Source organism: Microbacterium sp. A94, from assembly GCF_051842855.1.
Taxonomy (GTDB): domain Bacteria; phylum Actinomycetota; class Actinomycetes; order Actinomycetales; family Microbacteriaceae; genus Microbacterium.
In genome coordinates this window covers 71386-89069 of record NZ_JBPXMU010000003.1, presented here as the reverse complement: position 1 = coordinate 89069, position 17684 = coordinate 71386, and the positions used below count along the sequence as shown (strand labels likewise).

Here is a 17684-nt window from a genome sequence, read left to right as displayed (position 1 = left end):
CGCTCACCCAAGCGGGCTGTGCAAGTCCTCCAACGACAACGCAGACTGTGCCCCGGTGCTGTTGTCACCAGGCCACAGTCTGCGCTGTTTCGGCGTGCTGTTCGGCGCGCTGTGTCGGCGTGCTTAGAACGCTACGTCGATGGTGCCGTTGGACTCGATGACCTCGCGCACCTCATCGCTGGCGAATGCCGCCTTGAGCGCTGCGGTGGCTTCACTGTCAGCATCCTCACCGCGCACGGCGACGTACAGCGCGAACCGGTCGTCGAGCTCGGTGATGAGCCCGTCGTCTTCCGGATTCAGGCCCAGCGCCGAAATGTGCGAGGGCCACTGGTAGACGAGGTCGGCCTCTTCATAAGCGGCGTTGAGCGAACTGATCGGCACCTCGAGGAACTCGACGTTCTTCGGGTTCTCGGCGATGTCATCGATCGTCGCCGCGTACGGGTCGACGCCGCTTTCCAGGGTGATTACGTCGTTCGCGTCGAGGAGCTTGAGCGCACGACCGAGGTTCGAGGCGTCGTTCGGCACTGCCACGGTGGCGCCGTCGGGCAAGTCGGCGATGTCGTCGAGCGTCTTCGAGTAGAACGCGATGACGAAGTTGTAGACCGGCTGCACAGCGACGAGGGTTCCGTCGTTGCCGGCGTTGAACTCCTGCATGTACGGCTCGTGCTGCGAGAAGTTCGCGTACGCTTCACCGTCGTTGACGATCGTGTTCGCCGTGACATAGTCGGACACCTCGACGAGTTCGATCTCAAAGCCGTCATCGATCGCTTCGCCAGCAGCCTCGACGACGTCGGTCATCGGAGCAGTGACGGCCGCGACTTTGAGGATGGTGGGTTCGGCGGCTGCGGCATCCGTTTCGCCGGTTGTGGTTCCGGATGCTGTGCAGCCGGCGAGTGCGACGGTGAGGCCGAGGGTTGCGGCGAGGATGCCGAGGCGAGGAGCTCGCATGATTCCTTCTCTCTATATGAGGTGCAGTGCTGTGCGTGGTGGTGGGTGTTCGTCAGCGGTGGTCGAGCCGCTCGGAGGTGCGGTGACCGACCGCTTGGATCGCGAGCACGCAGACGACGATGATCGCGATGGTGATGTACATGAGGGCGTCGTTGTACTCCTGGTAGCCGTAGCGCATGGCGAAGTCGCCGATGCCGCCGCCTCCGACGACGCCGAGCACGGTGGAGTACGACAGCAGGCTGATCGCGGCCGAGGTGAGTGCGTAAACCAGGCCCGAGCGCGCCTCCGGCAGCAGCACGCGCCAGACTGCCTGCGGGAGCGTGGCTCCCATGGCCACGGCGACGCGGGAGATGCCCGGCGGGATCTCCCGCAGGATCTGCTCGACCAGACGCGCGTAGATCGCGACAGCGACGAAGCACAGCGGCAGCGTTGCGGCTTGGGTGCCGAAGCTAGTGCCGATCACCGTGCGGGTGAAGGGGATGAGGAAGACCACCAGGAGCAGGAACGGAAAGGAGCGGACGATGTTGATGTACATGTTCGCCGTCGACCAGACTGGCCGGTTCTCGGCGATGCCGCCGCGCTGGGTGAGAAATACCAGCATCCCGAGCGGGAGCCCGAGCAGCACGGCCGCCGCGAGCGAGACGATCATCATGTATCCGGTCTCGGCGAGGGCTTCTGCAATGTCTTCGCCGTACTCGGCGAGCAGGTCAGTGAGCCAGGTCATCACATCAGCTCCCGCTTGACCTGCTCGTAGTAGCTGGGCATCGCGTTCAGGTCGCTCTTGTTGACCGAGAAGAGTGCGCGCATGCGGCCGCGTTCGAGCAGCAGGGCGCGGTCGCAGATCGCTTTGACGACGTCGAGGTCGTGCGAGATGACGACGATGGTGGTGCCGAGCTTTTCTCGGGCCGCGAGGAGCACTTTGAGCACTTCGGCGGTGGTTGCGGCATCCAGTGATGAGGTGGGCTCGTCGCACAGCAGCAGGGCCGGACGGGTGATGAGTGCGCGGGCGATGCCGACGCGCTGTTTCTCGCCACCACTGAGTTGGGCGGGGAAATGGTCGGCGCGGTGGGTGAGTCCGACGAAGGCGAGCATCTCGTCGACGGCAGCACGTCGCTCGGCGCGGGTTGTTCGCGTCTTCGACATCGTGAAGGGCAGTTCGACGTTCTGGCGCACCGTGCGGCTGCTGAGCAGATGGATGCCCTGGAAGACGACGCCGACATCGCGGCGGAGTGCACGCAGTTCTCGGCGAGTGCGACCGGCGACCGGTGCGCCGTCGACGCGCACTTCTCCGCGTTCGGCGATGGTGAGGCCGTTGATGAGTTCGAGAAGGGTCGTCTTACCCGCGCCGCTCTCGCCGATGACACCGAAGATCTCACCGCGTTTGATGGCGAAGGCGATGCTGTCGAGGGCCGGATGCTGGCCGCGCCGACCGTAGTCTTTGGTGACGTCGTCGAACTCGACGATCGTCGTGCTCGTTGATTCCATCGATGCCTGCCGCTTCCGTTGCTCGCGGCTCCATCGCCCAGAGTTGGTGTACTGCGTCCAACTATAGTTGACATATGAGCATGAAGTACCGGACCGAGGCAATCAACCGTGACGGCGGCGATGGGGTCGCCCAGATTCCCGACGGGCTCACCGTGACCGTGTCATCGCCGTTGAACCCGCGCCGCGATCCATCGGGGACGAACCCCGAGCAGCTCCTGGCGCTCGCTTGGTCGACGTGTCTGAATGCTACGGCGCAGGCTGTTGTTGCTCGCCGCTCGCGGACGGCCGTGCGCGTCGAGGTCGAGTTGCATCACGCTTCAGAGGGGTCGGGCTACGAGTTTCACGTCGATGCGTTCCTGTCGGTGGAGGGCGCTTCGATGGAGGAGGCACAGCGCGTGATGGATGCCGCGCATGCCCGCTGCCCCGTGTCGAAGCTCATCGGCGGCGCGGCGACCGTCGCTGTGCACGCGGAGGAGTGGGCGGCAGTCGGTCGATGAACCGCTAACCGATCCCTGAGCTTGTCGAAGGGTCGCCCACCGCTACTTTTACCGGCTTGCCCGCCGGCATCCGGAGCCGCTCCTCCAAGAACTGCCCAACCCGCGTTGCGCGAAGCCACTGACCTGCCCATGCCCACGTCGAATCGCGAATGAACAGCATGTCCAGCGCGATCATCGCGAGCGAGAACGGCCACAGGCCTAGCAGAACCGCGATCCCGAGGTGCATGAAGATCAGCGATACGAGAACGAATATGCGGGTCGGTCGCCACAGCAGGGCGAGCGGGAAGAGCGTCTGCACCCACAGGGCGATGAAAGTCGCGATGTAGATGAGCAACGAGGACTGCCACAGCAGTTCGTTGATCGCCGGGTAGGCCATGAAGGCGTCGATGCGCAGAGCGTAGAACAGCGCCGTTCCGCCGAGCCATTCCTCGCCCGTGAGCTTCCAGACACCGGAGACGACGTATACGACGATGATCTGGAAGCAGCACAGCACCAGCGCGGTGTTGTGCGCAGCGTTTGAGATGTAAGCAGGGATCCCCCAACGCCGGGGCGACGGCAACCCGGGGCGACGGCTGCGCCGTCTCGCGTCCAGCGAGTAGTGCTCGCTCAGGTTCGCGAACACCAGGAAGAGCAGGGTGATGCGATACAGGGTGTCACCGCCGTTGAGGACGAACCCGTTGTTCGACTGCAAAGAGACGATGAGGATCAACAATATAGGTGTGACGATGCGGGTGCGATATCCGATCGTGAAAAGCAGGATGAGGGCGATCAGTGCGAAGAAGACGATGTCGAACAGGATCGCGTTGTCTTTGGGCAGCAGCAGGTCGAACGTGAAGTATCCCCGACGCTTCGCTTCAGGATCGACCCAGAATGACGCAGCACCCCAGATCATCGACCGGTCGGCGATGCTCGGGACGACGGTGAAGAGCAGACCGACGCCGAACAGGATCCGCAGCACCGCAAAGCTGCGGAGATTGTGCTGCGCGCCGGTAAGCCACCGCAACCACCGGTCGAACAATTCACTCAGCTTCATCGGCTGCCCTCTCGAAGGCGGAGACCGCACCGTAGCGGCTAATGACCGCACTGTACTGCTCCAGCACATTCGGGTCGACGGTCAGGTTTGACTGGCGCCACCCGAAGGTGCGGATCGTCGGCGTAAACTGCCGCTCGTCATCGAAGCGATGTGTGAAGTCGTTTGGTCGCTCGGTGACGACCCGCCACTGCACGCGTTCGATATCTTCGCCAAAGCCAGCGGTCGCGTACATCGTGGCGTAGCGCATGAGCATGTAGTCGACGCGCAGGAACCGGACGACGTCGCCGTCATCCTCGCCGAGGTCTGCGATGAGATCCTCGACCGGGACCGGCCGGAATCCCCCGTCGTGGGCCTCAATAAAAGTGTCACGGACGCGCTCTTGCTGCTCGTCATCCAAGGCGAAGTAACGCTTCAGATAGGTATTCGAAGCGTTCCAGCCGTTCTTCTCGATTCGCGACGGGGCAACATTCCCCATGACGGTTCGCTGTTCGATGTCAGTGATCGAGACCCAGCCTGAGGTGACCAGTTCGCCATTCTCATCCTGCCACTGGGCACGGATCTCGAGGGTGCGGTTGCTCTTGAGGATGTTCGGAGCGAAGACACGCCAGTTCTGCGAGAAGTACGGGAATGCGACTGACTGGACCGCACTGCGTAGCGGGTTTCCACTGGGCGTGAAGATCAGTGCCGTCCCGGTTACGACCACGAAGACAATCAGCGTGGCGATGACTCCGGCCACTCGTGCGGATCTACTCAGCGTCGCCGGAGGCGAAGGCTTGCTATGCACCGAACTCCCTTGAGTTTTGGTTTGATGTTTGATTCAGCAGACGAGAACGCGGCTGGCGACCCGGAGTCCGGGCCGCCAGCCGTCGTTCATCCGATACGAGTGATCGTACCGGTCAGGCTCAGCTTGACGCCTGTGCCTTCTTGATCATCCGTCGGGACCCGACAACCGCCAGTGTTCCAGCAGCGATCAGCATCAGAGCCAGCGGAATAGCCGGGCCGGAATCAGAACCGGTGGCTGCCAGCCCCTTCGCCACAACCTTGAATCCGATGCTCACTGATCCCGAATCGGCACCCGTAAGGGTCACCGTGTGGTTACCGAGGTCAGTGCCAGCAGGAATCTTCCACGTGAACGTGACCGTTCCGGCTGCGTTGGCTGTCTGGGTTCCCAGCGCCAGCGGGTCGGAGTTCATGACACCAGTCACGACCTCGCCCGGCTCGAAGCCGGTACCAGTCGACGACTGCGTCTGCTCGCGCTCGATCACGGGGTTCGTGATTGTGATGCCGAGCTCGGCCGCGTCGGTGTCACCGTCGGTTGCGTCTGCGTCCGTTGCGTCAGCGTCCGTGGCGTCTGCATCGGTCGCGTCAGCATCCGTGGCGTCTGCATCCGTTGCGTCAGCGTCCGTGGCGTCAGCGTCAGTTGCGTCAGCGTCAGTTGCGTCTGCATCCGTGGCGTCAGCGTCGGTCGCGTCAGCATCGGTCGCGTCAGCATCGGTTGCGTCAGCATCGGTTGCGTCAGCATCGGTCGCGTCAGCATCCGTGGCGTCAGCATCCGTTGCGTCAGCATCCGTGGCGTCAGCATCCGTGGCGTCAGCATCCGTGGCGTCAGCATCCGTTGCGTCAGCATCCGTGGCGTCAGCATCGGTCGCGTCAGCATCCGTGGCGTCAGCGTCCGTTGCGTCAGCGTCAGTGGCGTCAGCGTCCGTGGCGTCAGCATCCGTGGCGTCAGCGTCGGTCGCGTCAGCGTCAGTTGCGTCTGCATCCGTTGCGTCAGCATCGGTCGCGTCAGCGTCCGTTGCGTCAGCGTCCGTGGCGTCTGCATCGGTTGCGTCAGCGTCCGTGGCGTCTGCATCCGTTGCGTCAGCGTCGGTCGCGTCTGCATCCGTGGCGTCAGCGTCAGTTGCGTCTGCATCCGTGGCGTCAGCGTCGGTCGCGTCAGCATCCGTGGCGTCAGCGTCGGTCGCGTCAGCATCCGTGGCGTCAGCATCCGTCGCGTCAGCATCCGTCGCGTCAGCATCCGTCGCGTCAGCATCCGTCGCGTCAGCATCCGTCGCGTCAGCATCGGTCGCGTCAGCATCGGTCGCGTCAGCATCCGTTGCGTCAGCATCCGTTGCGTCAGCATCCGTTGCGTCAGCATCCGTTGCGTCAGCATCCGTTGCGTCAGCATCCGTTGCGTCAGCATCCGTTGCGTCAGCATCCGTTGCGTCAGCGTCAGTCGCGTCTGCATCCGTGGCGTCAGCGTCGGTCGCGTCAGCGTCCGTTGCGTCAGCATCGGTTGCGTCAGCGTCCGTTGCGTCAGCATCGGTTGCGTCAGCGTCCGTCGCGTCAGCGTCCGTGGCGTCAGCGTCCGTGGCGTCAGCATCCGTGGCGTCAGCGTCGGTCGCGTCAGCATCCGTCGCGTCAGCATCCGTTGCGTCAGCATCCGTTGCGTCTGCATCCGTTGCGTCAGCATCGGTCGCGTCTGCATCCGTTGCGTCAGCGTCAGTCGCGTCAGCGTCGGTTGCGTCAGCGTCCGTCGCGTCTGCATCCGTCGCGTCAGCATCCGTGGCGTCTGCATCGGTCGCGTCAGCGTCCGTCGCGTCAGCATCCGTTGCGTCATCGAAGACGACGGTCACGCCGACCGTGGCAGTCGTGGTGCCATCGCCGACGATCTGCGTGGCCGTGATCGTGTGATCGCCGACCGGTACTGCAGGGAAGGTGACTGTCCACGTGCCGTCCTCGCCGACGACGTCGGTCTGCGAACCGTCGACACCGGGGATCGTGACTGTCACGGTCGCGCCTGGCTCGCCGGTACCAGTGACGGGAACGTCACTCGTACCGTCCGCCGTCGGAACGGTGAACTCATCGCCGTCTGCTGGAGACGTGATCGCAACCTCAGTGATTACGACCTCGTTGACGCCGACCTCGGCGCGGCCGAGGTCGATGGTGACTGCAGATCCGCCGAGAAGCGTGACCCGCGTTGCGACCTCGGCATAGCTGCCAGCGCCTGCGGTGCCCTCTTCTTGCACGTTGACGATCACGTTAGCAACGGTGCCGATCAACGCGAGGGCATCGGCGAGACCAGTGCTGGCTGCAGTGACGGCCGTCGAAATTGCTGTTCCAGCAGTCGCCACGGCAGTGTTCACCAGCGGGAGGACCAACGTGGAAGTAGCACCCTGGATAGTGCTGGCGAGAGCACCTACGATCGGGTCCAAGAGGACTCCTGTAACGCCAGTTGCGGTGACATCCAGCGGGGCAGACGCGTCAAGGAGATCCTGCAATGAACCGTCGAAAGACAGGTCAATGCCAGCGGTACAAACGACCACGGTGAGGAGACACACACCACCGCTAATTGTGACGTTCACGTTGTCTAGCAAGCCGGAGACAACAGCGTTGATCTCCGTCTGCAGCTCTGTCAACGCGATCGCAGCATTGGCCGCCACCGTCGACAGCGTGGTCGGGCTGAGCAGCGGCGTGTTCGGAGCAAGTCCGTTCAGGCCGACAACATCTTCCCAATCAACGGTGACCGTACCGGCCGCCGCGTTCAGCGTCACACCGGAGACCGTGATGTCTTGAGCGAGAACCGGGTCGAGCGCAGCCGCGAGATCCGCGGTGACAGCGACCTCGAGGTCGTTCGCTCCAACACCCACACCGGGGATCAGGCCGCTGATTGTGTCGAGCGAGTCGAGCACACCACCGAGCAGGCCGTCGAGGATGTCCTCCGACAAGCCGTTCAGCGTCGTCGAGAGCGTAGTGAGCGCGGCGGTCGCAGTAGTGCTGACTGCACCGACTGCAGGAGAAGTTACGTTCGTGGTGGCGCCTGCGATCGTGTAATCGCGGCAGTTCTCAGGGGCGGAGATATCGCCGCAGTTGGCTGCCGGGCCACCATCGACTGAAGCATCCAGCGCCGCAACGCCTGTGACGCCAGCGAGCGACAGGTTCGCTTCCGTCAGCAACGGAGTGCTGGGAAGCAACGCCATCAAATCGAGCGTCGCACTCGCCGGGAACTCACCCGTACCGGACGTGTCGATGATGCCTGCATCGCTGACGGCACCCGAAGCCGCCTTCGATACACCAGCGTCATCCGCCTGCGAGAACTGGTTGACCGCGCCGAGAGCCAGAAGGTCACCAAGCGGGATAGATACTCCGCTCGGAATCGTGACGTTCAGTGCACTCAGAACTGTCAGGTCGAGGTCAGTCGTGTCGATGACCGTCGCCCCACCCTCGTTCATCGCTTCGGTGCCGGCCAGGCCCGCAACACCGTCGAGATCAATGCCGGTGAGGATCGAGCCGCTCAGGAACTGAGATCTCGCCTCCGAATGATCCCCTGGCGCTGCGAGCGCCGGAGTGGCGCCCATAACGTGGCCGACTATCAGTGCTCCAACCGCACCGACCGCCAGCACTCTGCTTCTACGCAGAGCCTTCTTTTTGGTATTCACTAACTGCCCCTCCCGTGATGCGGACTAAGTACGCGTCACAAGACCCTCCCCAGGCGCCGACGCATGCCGACAGAGCTCGTGTCCAGCCAGTATGGTCTATTTCCTAAGAAACTGTCCAGCAGATTCTCAGGATTCAGGCGCCGGTCCAGGTGAACTTTTCGCGAAGCTCCGCGTGACCGCGCGCCTGTCCGCCTCCTCGAACCGAAATGAAATCGTTATCGCCGTTGTGCGTCAGTTCGCAGCGACCACCGCGAGCACGGCATCCCCGTACGCTTCGCGCTTCTTCTCACCGATACCGGTGATCCCGTCGAGCTGGGCTAGCGATGCCGGACGCAACTCGGCGAGCGCACGCAGCGTCGCATCGCCGAACACGATGTACGCGGGCTTGCCGATCTCCTTGGCGGTTTCCGCACGCCAGACCCGCAGGGCTTCGAAGAGCGAACGGTCACCCTCGGCCACAGCATCCGATGCTGCCGACGCCTTACGCGCACGACTCGCGCTGACGCGTCCGATCGTGTCTTTACGCAGCGGCACAGTCATCTCGCCGCTGAGCACTCCCCCGGCCGCGCCACCCGGCGCGAGCGTTCCGTAATCTCCCTGCGCGACGAGGATGCCCCGGGCCAGCAACTGCCGCACAACACTGCGCCAGTCCTGATCCGAGAGGTCTGCGCCGATTCCAAAGGTGGCCAGGCCGTCATGCTTCTGCTGGCGAACGCGATCGTTTGACGTCCCACGCAGAATGTCGATGAGGTGCCCGGCACCGAAAGCCTGATTCCGTTCGCGCTTGAGCCGAACAATCGTCGACAGCAGCTTCTGCGCCGGAACCAACCCGTCGAACGTCTCGGGCTTCTCGAGGCACGTGTCGCAGTTCCCACACGCCCCGGAGCGCTGACCGAAGTAGTTCAACAGGTTCTGCCGACGGCACTCGACCGTCTCGCACAGCCCCAGCATCGCGTCGAGGTGCTGACCCATCCGCATCTTGAACGTGCGATCGCCCGGGCTCTTATCGATCAGGCGCCGCTGCTGCACCACGTCACCGAGCCCGTATGCCATCCACGCCACCGACGGCTCACCGTCTCGCCCGGCACGACCGGTCTCCTGGTAGTAGCCCTCGACGGATTTCGGCAGATCGATATGCGCCACGAAACGCACGTCCGGCTTATCGATGCCCATCCCGAAGGCGATCGTCGCGACCATGACGACGCCGTCCTCACGCAGGAATCGCGACTGGTTCGACATGCGCACATCAGCGGGGAGCCCCGCGTGATACGGCAATGCATCGAATCCCTGCGCGGCCAGATACGTCGCCGTCTGCTCGACAGATTTGCGGCTCAGCGCATAGACGATGCCTGCAGATCCCTCGGGCTGCGACCGCAGAAAGGCCACCAGCTGCTTGCGCGGTTCGACCTTCGCAACGATGCGGTACTGAATGTTCGGCCGGTCGAAACTCGCGACGAAATGCTTCGCCGAATCCAGCTGCAGACGCTCCGTGAGCTCCTTGTGCGTGGCGCGGGTTGCGGTCGCCGTCAGCGCCATCCGCGGAACCCCGGGGAACCGCTCGCCCAGGTCGCCCAGCGTCAGATAGTCGGGGCGGAAATCATGCCCCCACTGCGACACACAATGCGCCTCGTCGATGGCGATCACGCTGAGCACGCCCTGTTGCAGCAGTCGCGTCGTCGCCGGCGACGACAGCCGCTCGGGAGCGACATAGATGAGGTCGAGTTCACCGGCGATGTAGGCGCGCTCGATCTCCGCACGCTCGGATGCGGACTGCGTCGAGTTCAGGTACCCGGCATTCACGCCGTTGGCGCGCAGCGCATCTACCTGATCGTGCATGAGCGCAATAAGCGGACTGATCACCAACCCGGTGCCCTCCCGCACGAGCGCGGGCACCTGGTAGGTGATGCTCTTTCCCCCACCGGTTGGCATCAGCACGACAGCATCCCCACCGCCGATCACCTGATCGACGATCGCCGCCTGGTCGCCCCGGAACGCGTCATAACCGAAGACCGTGTGCAGGGCCTCGCCAGCGGTCGCGTAACGCGACGGCGCCGCCTTTCGAACAGCGGATGCCGCGGCAGGAGCCCCCACCGCGGTAACAGGGCCCGGCCCCCAATCCAAAGGCGGCTCGTAGCCTGCCCCCTGCGGCTCCCAGTCCATCGGCTCCGGGGGCTGCTCGTCGTCCCACGGCTCGGGCGCCCGGTCATCCCACGGCAGGTCCTCGTACGGGTCACCGGGAATCTGTTGCATCCCTCCAGCGTATCCATCCGGGCTGACAGCGCTGGGCGTCTTTCCACAGATCGGCCGCTGTGTCCGCGCCCTGTTCTAGGGTGGGAGCACAGCGAAGGAGCAGCCATGACTGATGAACCCACCGTCACCCGCAACGACGAGGCGTCCCGCTACGAGATCCATCTCGGTGGGGTTCTCGCCGGCTTCGCTGATTTCCGGCGTCGGGACGGCGAGATCCTGTTCACCCACACCGAAGTCGACCCGGCTTTTCAGGGCAAGGGATTGGCGTCGATCCTCGCTTCGAATGCGCTGGCGGATGCTGTGACCTCAGGCGCCACGATCGTGCCCTACTGCCCGTACATCGCGAGCTACTTGAAGAAGAACGAGGTCGCGGGCGCAACCGTGCGCTGGCCGCAGCTTCCCACAGACCCCGTGGATGCGGCGGGCACATGACCATCGGGCAACGCGTGATCTCGCTCGAGCCGCGCGAAGTCCCCCTCGGTGGTGTGCGCGCGATGACGGTGCTGCGCACGCTTCCCAACCGCGATCTGCCCACGGTCGGAGCCTGGTGCTTCCTCGACCGGTTCGGCCCCGACGAAGTGCGCATGCGGGTCGAACCGCATCCGCATATCGGCTTGCAGACGGTGACCTGGCCCCTGGTCGGCGAGCAGCGCCACCGCGATTCGCTGGACAGTGACGTCACCCTCAAACGCGGGCAGCTGAACCTCATGACCGCGGGCAACGGCATCTCGCACTCCGAGTATTCGCTCGGTGAAGAGGCGCTCCCCCTCGATGCGTTGCAATTCTGGGTTGTGTTGCCGGAGTCAGCGCGCCATGGTGCACCTGGCTTCGAGCAGCACACTTCGCTGCCTGAGGTGAGACTTCCCGCCACCGAGGGAGCGGATGCCACAGCGACGATCGTGCTCGGCGAGTTCGCCGGAATGCGCTCACCCGCGACCGTGCACACGCCGATCGTCGGGACTGAGATCTCGATTCCCGCCGGCGGTCGCGTCACGCTGCCGCTCAATCCTGCGTGGGAGCACGCGATCATCCTCGTCGACGGTGATGTCTCGGTCGCCGAGCAGCCCCTGACCCGCAACGAGATGCTCTATCTCGGCGACTCGCGCGAACACGTGGATGTGTCGACGACCGATGGTGCGCTGCTCTTCGTGCTCGGCGGTGAGCCGTTCGAAGAAGACCTCATCATGTGGTGGAATTTTGCCGCTCGCACGCACGACGAGATCGCCAGTGCGCGTGCCGACTGGGAGAATCCGGATGCGTCGGCACAGCGTTTCGGTCATGTCGTCACCCATGGCACCGAGCGCATCCCCGCGCCGGAGCTGCCGCGTGTGGTGTTGAAACCACGGCATCGACGGATCTAGGACCTCGCGCCGGGCATGCCGGCAGCTGGGACAGGGATGTTTTGTTCCGGGATGCTGCGAAGCCGGGTGTAGCCGCGCGACAGTAGGCTGATCCTGTGCCGAAAACCCGTGTGCTGTCGACCCGAGTGCTCCTCGTCTGCGCGGCCATCGGCGTCGCGACAGGCCTCGTCTCCGCAGCCTGGGCGGGTCTGCACGTGGTCGTCGCACTCGGCGCGGTGCCACTGTACGGACTCGTACTCGGATTCCATGCCCTCCCCGGTGTGATCGCACAGCAGGTGCTCCGCGCTCCCTGGGTCGCCCTGATCACGCACGCGATCGCAGCGCTCATCGGTATCGCATTCGTACCGGCCATGGCCGGACGCTACATCTTGGCCGCTGTCGTCTTCGGCGGAGTACAGGAGGGCGTCTCCGCTCTGCTGCGCTACCGCCATTGGGAAGCATGGCGGTTCCTGCTGTCCGCCGCTGTCACTGGCGTCGTTATCGCCGTCCCCCTCTGGTTCGCGTTCGACGTCGGCTCTTTCCCGCTCTGGGGCAACATCGGCTTCGTCGTCCTCTTCATTCTCGGCCCGGTGCTGTGGACGGTTATCGGACTCGGCATCGGATCCGCGCTGCGCCGCGCTGGCGTCATCCGGGTCTGAGTCAACCCGGTGGTGCGCGCCAGGTAAGGGTCGGCTAACCTATACTCGTACCGTTTCACCGGGACTGCCGTCCCTGAGCTTGCCGAAGGGTTGCCGTGCGCACACCTCTGCTTCGCGTGCGTAACCTCTCGCTGACCCACTCTGGTGCTGAGCGTCCTTCCCCGAGCAACGTCACCTTCGACGTGCATCCGGGCGAAGTGATCCTCCTCCTCGGCCCGAGCGGATCCGGCAAGTCCACCCTGACGCTCGCTTTGAACGGTCTGATCCCACAGTCGATCCCGGCAAAAGTGACCGGCACCGTCGACGTCGCGGGGCGCAGCACGATCGACACCCCGGTCGCAGAACTCAGCACCTCAGTAGCGATGGTCTTCCAAGACCCCGACGCGCAGTTGGTCACCGGCACACTGTTCGATGAAGTCGCCTTCGCGCTCGAGAACCTGCTTGTTCCCGTCGACGAGGTGCTCGAACGCGCAGAACTCGCGCTGCGCCGGGTGGGCCTCTGGGAGCGACGCAACGAGAACCCCGACCGACTGTCCGGCGGCGGACGCCAACGCCTGGCCATCGCCTGCGCCATCGCAACCGGGTCTGCGCTGATCGTGCTCGATGAACCGACCGCGAACCTCGACCCGCAGGGCATCGACGATGTGTACGACGCCCTCAGCGATCTGGTCTCGGTCGGCGATCGGGCAGTCATCCTCGTGGAGCACAATCTCGATGCCGCCATGCGCTTCGCCACCCGGACCATCGTGCTCGATCAGCAGGGTCGGTTGGCCTTCGACGGCCCGGTCGATGAGATCCTCCGCGGAAACACCGAAGAACTCATCGACATGGGTGTCTGGCTGCCTGCAGCGACTCTGGCAGGACGGACACTGCGCGAGCGCGGCATCCTACCTCCGCACACCCCGCTCCCGCTGACCCCGGACGAGCTGGCCGCACTGACCTCCGGCATCCCGACGGCACACTTGCAGGGAGAAATCACACCTGCAGGGCAACACGCCGAGGTTTCCCCCGACATCCGTGCATCGGCCCTGCATCCGGCCCGGCCGGAGGCGACTTCGACCAGCGTCATCCGCGCCCGCGGTCTGAAAGTGAAGCGCGGCCGCCACGAAATCCTGCACGGCATCGACCTAGACATCCCCGCGGGCTCCCTCACCGCGATCGTCGGAGCCAACGGCGCCGGGAAAACCACACTCATCCAGGCTCTTGCGGGCGTCGTTCCACCACCGAAGCGGCATGTTTCGATCGATGGCCTCGATCCCGCCACCGCGTCGCCGGGCGATCTCGTCTCTCGCATCGGTTTCGTGTTCCAGAATCCTGAGCATCAGTTCATCGCGCACACCGTGTTCGACGAGTTGGCGCACGGCCTGCGCCAAGCGTGGTCACACCCCACGAAACCGTCCGAGGCGGAGATCGCCGATCGCGTGGGCGAGCTGCTGCAGAGATTCGGCCTGACCGAGAAGGCAGACGTTCATCCGTTCCTCCTCTCCGGCGGCGAGAAGCGACGTCTCTCGGTGGGCACGGCACTCATCACCCGCCCGCGCGTGCTCGCACTGGACGAACCCACGTTCGGACAAGACCGCGCCCGGGCAGCTGAACTGCTGCACCTGCTCAGCGAGCTGCGCGCCGAGGGTACGACGATCATCATCGTCACTCACGATCTGCAGCTCGTCGCCGAGCACGCCACCCACACGGTGATCCTCAACGACGGACGCCTCCATGCCTCCGGCCCCACCGCCGACCTGTTCGCGACTGAGTCGCTCTTCGAATCCGCCGGGCTGCGACTGCCGGTCCTGCATCGCGCACTGTCTCCGCAGATGCGCGGCCTGCTCACCGAGGGTGTGCGATGACCACCATCACCTCCCCCACGAAGACGATCGATCCGTACACACCGGGAGTTCCCGCGCCGTCGTGGCGCTTTCTGCACCGACTCAATCCGCTGTCGAAGGTCGCGGCGGTCGCACCGGCGATGGTCGCTCTCGTATTCGTGCGCGACCTTGCGATCCCGGCATCCTTCCTCGTGCTCGCATACGCCGTGATCCTTGTCGGCGCACGCATCACCTGGCGCTCCGCGGCTCTGCTGTTTCTCGTACTGCCCCTCGGAATCAGCGCAGTCGGAGTCGGATTCTCGCTCTGGGTGGATGCGGCCGGCGTCGACGATACGACCGCGCTGTTGCAGATCGGCAACTGGACCCTGTTCAGCGGCGCGCTGCAGGTCGGCTTCGCCACGGCGCTGCGCCTGGGTGCGATCCTCGCGCTCGCGCTCATCGGCGGACTCACCACGACCGGTCCTGACCTCGTTCGTGCCAGCATCCAACAATTGCGGGTGCCGTACCGGATCGGCTACACGGCGCTAGCCGCGTACCGTTTCGTACCCCGATTCGGGTATGAGCTGAGCGTGATCCGGGCCGCGCATCGCGTGCGCGGTCACAGCGCGGGCGGCCTGTGGGGTGGACGCGGACCCTTCGCCCGCATTGTGCGCGGCTGGGGTTACATCGTGCCACTGCTGGCCGGTGCGATCCGTCACGCCGAGCGCGTGGCTCTGGCGATGGATGCCCGCGCCTTCGGCGCCTACCCCACTCGTACGGAGCGGTACCTCGTGCCCTTCCGCACCCGCGACGTCGTGTTCATCGTTGCGCTGCTCGCAGCATCCGCCGCGATCTTCATCACGCTGCTCTAACAGCCCGCGAAACTTCACCAATGTCTCTAAATCGCACGCAAATGGTGACATTCGTGAAGTCTCGCGGGAATCTGCTGCTCCGGTAGCGATAACCGTGCCACCGGAGCCGCTCAGAGAATCAGCGCTTCCCGGCGATCTGACGCCCGACGATCTCGCGCATGATCTCGTTGGTGCCGCCGTAGATGCGGTGCACCCGGGCGTCGAGGAATGCCTTCGCGATCGGGTACTCCGTGATGTATCCGTAGCCACCGTGCAGCTGCACGCAGGTATCGAGAATCTCCCACTCGCGCTCGGTCGTCCAGAACTTGATCTTCGCGGCCTCTTCGCCCGTGAGCTTCTTGTCCTTGTACGCCAGCAGGGCGCGGTCGAGGTATGCCCACATCACATCGACCGTGGTGGCGACGTCGGCGAGCTTGAAGCGCGTGTTCTGGAAGTCGATGATCCGCTCGCCGAAAGCCTCGCGGTCCTTCGTGTAATCGACGGTCCACTTGAACGCCGCCTGCGATGCAGATGCCGCGGCAATGCCGATCGACAGGCGCTCCAAAGGCAGGTTCATCATCAGCTGCAAGAAGCCCTGACCCTCCTGACCACTGATGAGGTTCTCCGCCGGAACGAACACATCGCTGAACGACAGCTCAGCGGTGTCGTGGCCGTGCGAACCCATCTTGTTGAGCTTCTTGCCGTGATCGAAGCCCTCCATGCCGTTTTCGATGATGACAAGGCTGAATGCGTCGGGGCGGTTTCCCTCACCAGTCTTGACGAAGGTGACGACGATATCGGCAGTCTTGCCGGACGAGATGAACGTCTTCGCGCCGTTGACGATGTAGCCGCCATCGGTCTTCTTCGCCGTGGTCTTGATGCCGCGCAGGTCACTGCCGGCGCCCGGCTCGGTCATCGCCAGAGCACCGAGGATCTCGCCGGTCGCCATCCGCGGCAGCCACTTCTCCTTCTGCTCCTGCGTGCCCATGTGCACGAGGTAGGGAACTGCCAGATCGTCCTGAATGCCGAAGGCACCCGCCAGCGAACCGGCGCCTGCGCCGATGACCTCTTCGTTCACGATCGTGCGGAAGCGGTAGTCCTGCAGCATGCCCGCACCGCCGAACTCTTCCGGGACGGAGAGGCCGATGATCCCGGCCTCGCCCGCGGCGAGCATGGTCTCGCGGTCGATCTCGCCCGCGGCATCCCACTTCTCAATGCTCTCGTTGCTCACGTGACGCTTGACGAAGTCCTTGACCAGCTCGCGAAAGGCGTCGTGATCTTCTTCGTAGATGTCGCGTTCCATGTCGTCCTCCCGAACGGTTGTGGCGTCGTTGCTCCCGCGATTCTATGCCGGACGATGGATGCTTGAGCAGAGGCTTGTGAGAATGCATCTCACGATCAATGGGACTGCGTGCCGGGTTTGTGGGATGCCACAGAACAGACGTCAGTGGACGTAGTCGGGCGCAGCGGGCAGCCCGAAGAACTCCTCCAGCGAGTGGCATCCGCTCTCGTGATAGGCGGCCGCGAGCGCCGGACCGATGTAGCGCAGATGCCAGGGCTCTGGCACGTAACCCGTGGTGTCTGAAACACCGTCCTCGTAACGGACGATGAAACCGTGCTCCCACGCGTGCTCGGCAATCCACGCCGACTCGGCCGTATCACCGAAGGCTTCGATCTCACCGCAGCCATTGCTGCAGGCAACGACATCCAGCGACAGGCCGGTCTGGTGCTCGCTGAACCCCGGACGGGCCGAGATCTGGTCGGCGCCATCCTGGCCGCGGGCATTCACATGGCCGGAGTGCGTCGCGACTTGGAGCCGGTAGGAGCGATAGCCGTTATTCATCCCCAAAACACCGGCGCCAGCCTGACTCAGCGCCGTGGCCATCTCATTGACGGCCGCGATCGTGTCCTCACGCAACAGGTCGGACGGCGTCGTCGCTTCGACCGCTGCCCGTCCCAGCGAAGCAGGCTGATAGTCGACAGGACTCAGCGAGAGCGACTTGTTGACGATGACCCACCGCCGCGCAGGATCGGTGAGAGAGATACATGGAGCGTTACCCACCACGACGGCATCCCGAAATGCCAAGCCGTCGCCGAACGCAGCGATGACCGCCTCATCATCACCGGCAGCAAGCGCATCGATGACCGCCGGGCTCGAGCACGGGTCGGCGGCCGTGACCGCGGCGACGTCAATCAACGGCAAATGCGCGGCAGCGATCGGCATGGGCGGGAGCTCAGGGGCGCTGAAACCCGGATCGTCGGCGATCGCCCACAGCGCACCGAGCGCGGTGATTGCCAACCCGATGGGCAGTGCGAACTTCAACGACGAGGGTCGACGCGACGCATGCCGGGGCTGCGCTGCATCACTCATCATCCCATTGTCGCTTAACATTTACTC

15 protein-coding genes are annotated in these 17684 nt (G+C 64.3%); 6 read left to right on the top strand and 9 right to left on the bottom strand.

Going from position 1 to position 17684, the window contains the following annotated elements; all coding sequences use genetic code 11:
• Positions 1–123: 123 nt before the first annotated feature.
• Genes ACSU1L_RS09990 through ACSU1L_RS09980 form a run of 3 tightly spaced genes read right to left on the bottom strand, consistent with a single transcriptional unit; the run spans position 124 to position 2433 of the window.
• The gene (locus ACSU1L_RS09990) at positions 124–948 is read right to left on the bottom strand and encodes a MetQ/NlpA family ABC transporter substrate-binding protein (RefSeq protein WP_439255660.1); all 825 of its coding nucleotides are present in this window, start codon (positions 946–948) and stop codon (positions 124–126) included.
• Positions 949–1000: 52 nt separating this feature from the next.
• Positions 1001–1672 carry a methionine ABC transporter permease gene (locus tag ACSU1L_RS09985; protein WP_439255659.1) on the bottom strand — a complete coding sequence of 224 codons (672 nt, stop codon included), beginning with the start codon at positions 1670–1672 and terminating at the stop codon, positions 1001–1003.
• Positions 1672–2433 (bottom strand): methionine ABC transporter ATP-binding protein, encoded by a 762-nt coding sequence (locus ACSU1L_RS09980; protein WP_438252910.1) that lies wholly within the window; start codon positions 2431–2433, stop codon positions 1672–1674. Before ACSU1L_RS09980 ends, ACSU1L_RS09985 begins: the two co-directional genes overlap by 1 nt.
• A 74-nt stretch (positions 2434–2507) precedes the next feature.
• Here ACSU1L_RS09980 and ACSU1L_RS09975 point away from each other — a divergent pair, with 74 nt between their 5' ends.
• On the top strand, positions 2508–2930 hold the full coding sequence (locus ACSU1L_RS09975; RefSeq protein ID WP_439255658.1) for an OsmC family protein: 423 nt from the start codon (positions 2508–2510) through the stop codon (positions 2928–2930).
• A 4-nt stretch (positions 2931–2934) separates the two neighbouring features.
• Here ACSU1L_RS09975 and ACSU1L_RS09970 read toward each other — a convergent pair whose 3' ends face one another.
• From ACSU1L_RS09970 to recQ, 4 genes are all read right to left on the bottom strand, one after another.
• Positions 2935–3963, bottom strand: coding sequence for an HTTM domain-containing protein (locus ACSU1L_RS09970; protein WP_439255657.1), 1029 nt, complete (start codon positions 3961–3963; stop codon positions 2935–2937).
• Complete coding sequence (locus tag ACSU1L_RS09965; protein WP_438252905.1) at positions 3950–4747, bottom strand: DUF5819 family protein; 798 nt, start codon at positions 4745–4747, stop codon at positions 3950–3952. The genes ACSU1L_RS09970 and ACSU1L_RS09965 overlap by 14 nt, the downstream gene beginning before the upstream one ends.
• A 118-nt stretch (positions 4748–4865) precedes the next feature.
• Positions 4866–8300, bottom strand: a complete 3435-nt coding sequence (locus ACSU1L_RS09960) for a choice-of-anchor G family protein (RefSeq protein ID WP_439255656.1) — start codon at positions 8298–8300, stop codon at positions 4866–4868.
• A 312-nt stretch (positions 8301–8612) separates the two neighbouring features.
• Positions 8613–10631 carry a DNA helicase RecQ gene (gene recQ, locus ACSU1L_RS09955; protein WP_439255655.1) on the bottom strand — a complete coding sequence of 673 codons (2019 nt, stop codon included), beginning with the start codon at positions 10629–10631 and terminating at the stop codon, positions 8613–8615.
• 105 nt (positions 10632–10736) lie between these two features.
• Between recQ and ACSU1L_RS09950 the strand changes: the two genes are divergently transcribed.
• The 5 genes from ACSU1L_RS09950 to ACSU1L_RS09930 all read left to right on the top strand — a co-directional run bounded on the left by ACSU1L_RS09950 (position 10737) and on the right by ACSU1L_RS09930 (position 15307).
• Complete coding sequence (locus ACSU1L_RS09950) at positions 10737–11063, top strand: GNAT family N-acetyltransferase (protein WP_438252899.1); 327 nt, start codon at positions 10737–10739, stop codon at positions 11061–11063.
• The gene (locus ACSU1L_RS09945) at positions 11060–11992 is read left to right on the top strand and encodes a pirin family protein (RefSeq protein WP_438252898.1); all 933 of its coding nucleotides are present in this window, start codon (positions 11060–11062) and stop codon (positions 11990–11992) included. Before ACSU1L_RS09950 ends, ACSU1L_RS09945 begins: the two co-directional genes overlap by 4 nt.
• A 95-nt stretch (positions 11993–12087) precedes the next feature.
• On the top strand, positions 12088–12630 hold the full coding sequence (locus ACSU1L_RS09940) for an ECF transporter S component (RefSeq protein ID WP_438252897.1): 543 nt from the start codon (positions 12088–12090) through the stop codon (positions 12628–12630).
• Positions 12631–12725: 95 nt separating this feature from the next.
• Positions 12726–14477, top strand: coding sequence for an ABC transporter ATP-binding protein (locus ACSU1L_RS09935; RefSeq protein ID WP_439255654.1), 1752 nt, complete (start codon positions 12726–12728; stop codon positions 14475–14477).
• Positions 14474–15307, top strand: a complete 834-nt coding sequence (locus ACSU1L_RS09930) for an energy-coupling factor transporter transmembrane component T family protein (protein ID WP_439255653.1) — start codon at positions 14474–14476, stop codon at positions 15305–15307. The genes ACSU1L_RS09935 and ACSU1L_RS09930 overlap by 4 nt, the downstream gene beginning before the upstream one ends.
• 118 nt (positions 15308–15425) lie before the next feature.
• Here the strand turns inward: ACSU1L_RS09930 and ACSU1L_RS09925 are convergent, their stop codons facing one another.
• Together ACSU1L_RS09925 and ACSU1L_RS09920 are read right to left on the bottom strand one after the other, a co-directional pair.
• On the bottom strand, positions 15426–16589 hold the full coding sequence (locus tag ACSU1L_RS09925; protein ID WP_439255652.1) for an acyl-CoA dehydrogenase family protein: 1164 nt from the start codon (positions 16587–16589) through the stop codon (positions 15426–15428).
• Positions 16590–16730: 141 nt separating this feature from the next.
• Positions 16731–17657 (bottom strand): M15 family metallopeptidase, encoded by a 927-nt coding sequence (locus tag ACSU1L_RS09920; protein ID WP_439255651.1) that lies wholly within the window; start codon positions 17655–17657, stop codon positions 16731–16733.
• Between the last annotated feature and the right edge of the window lie 27 nt (positions 17658–17684).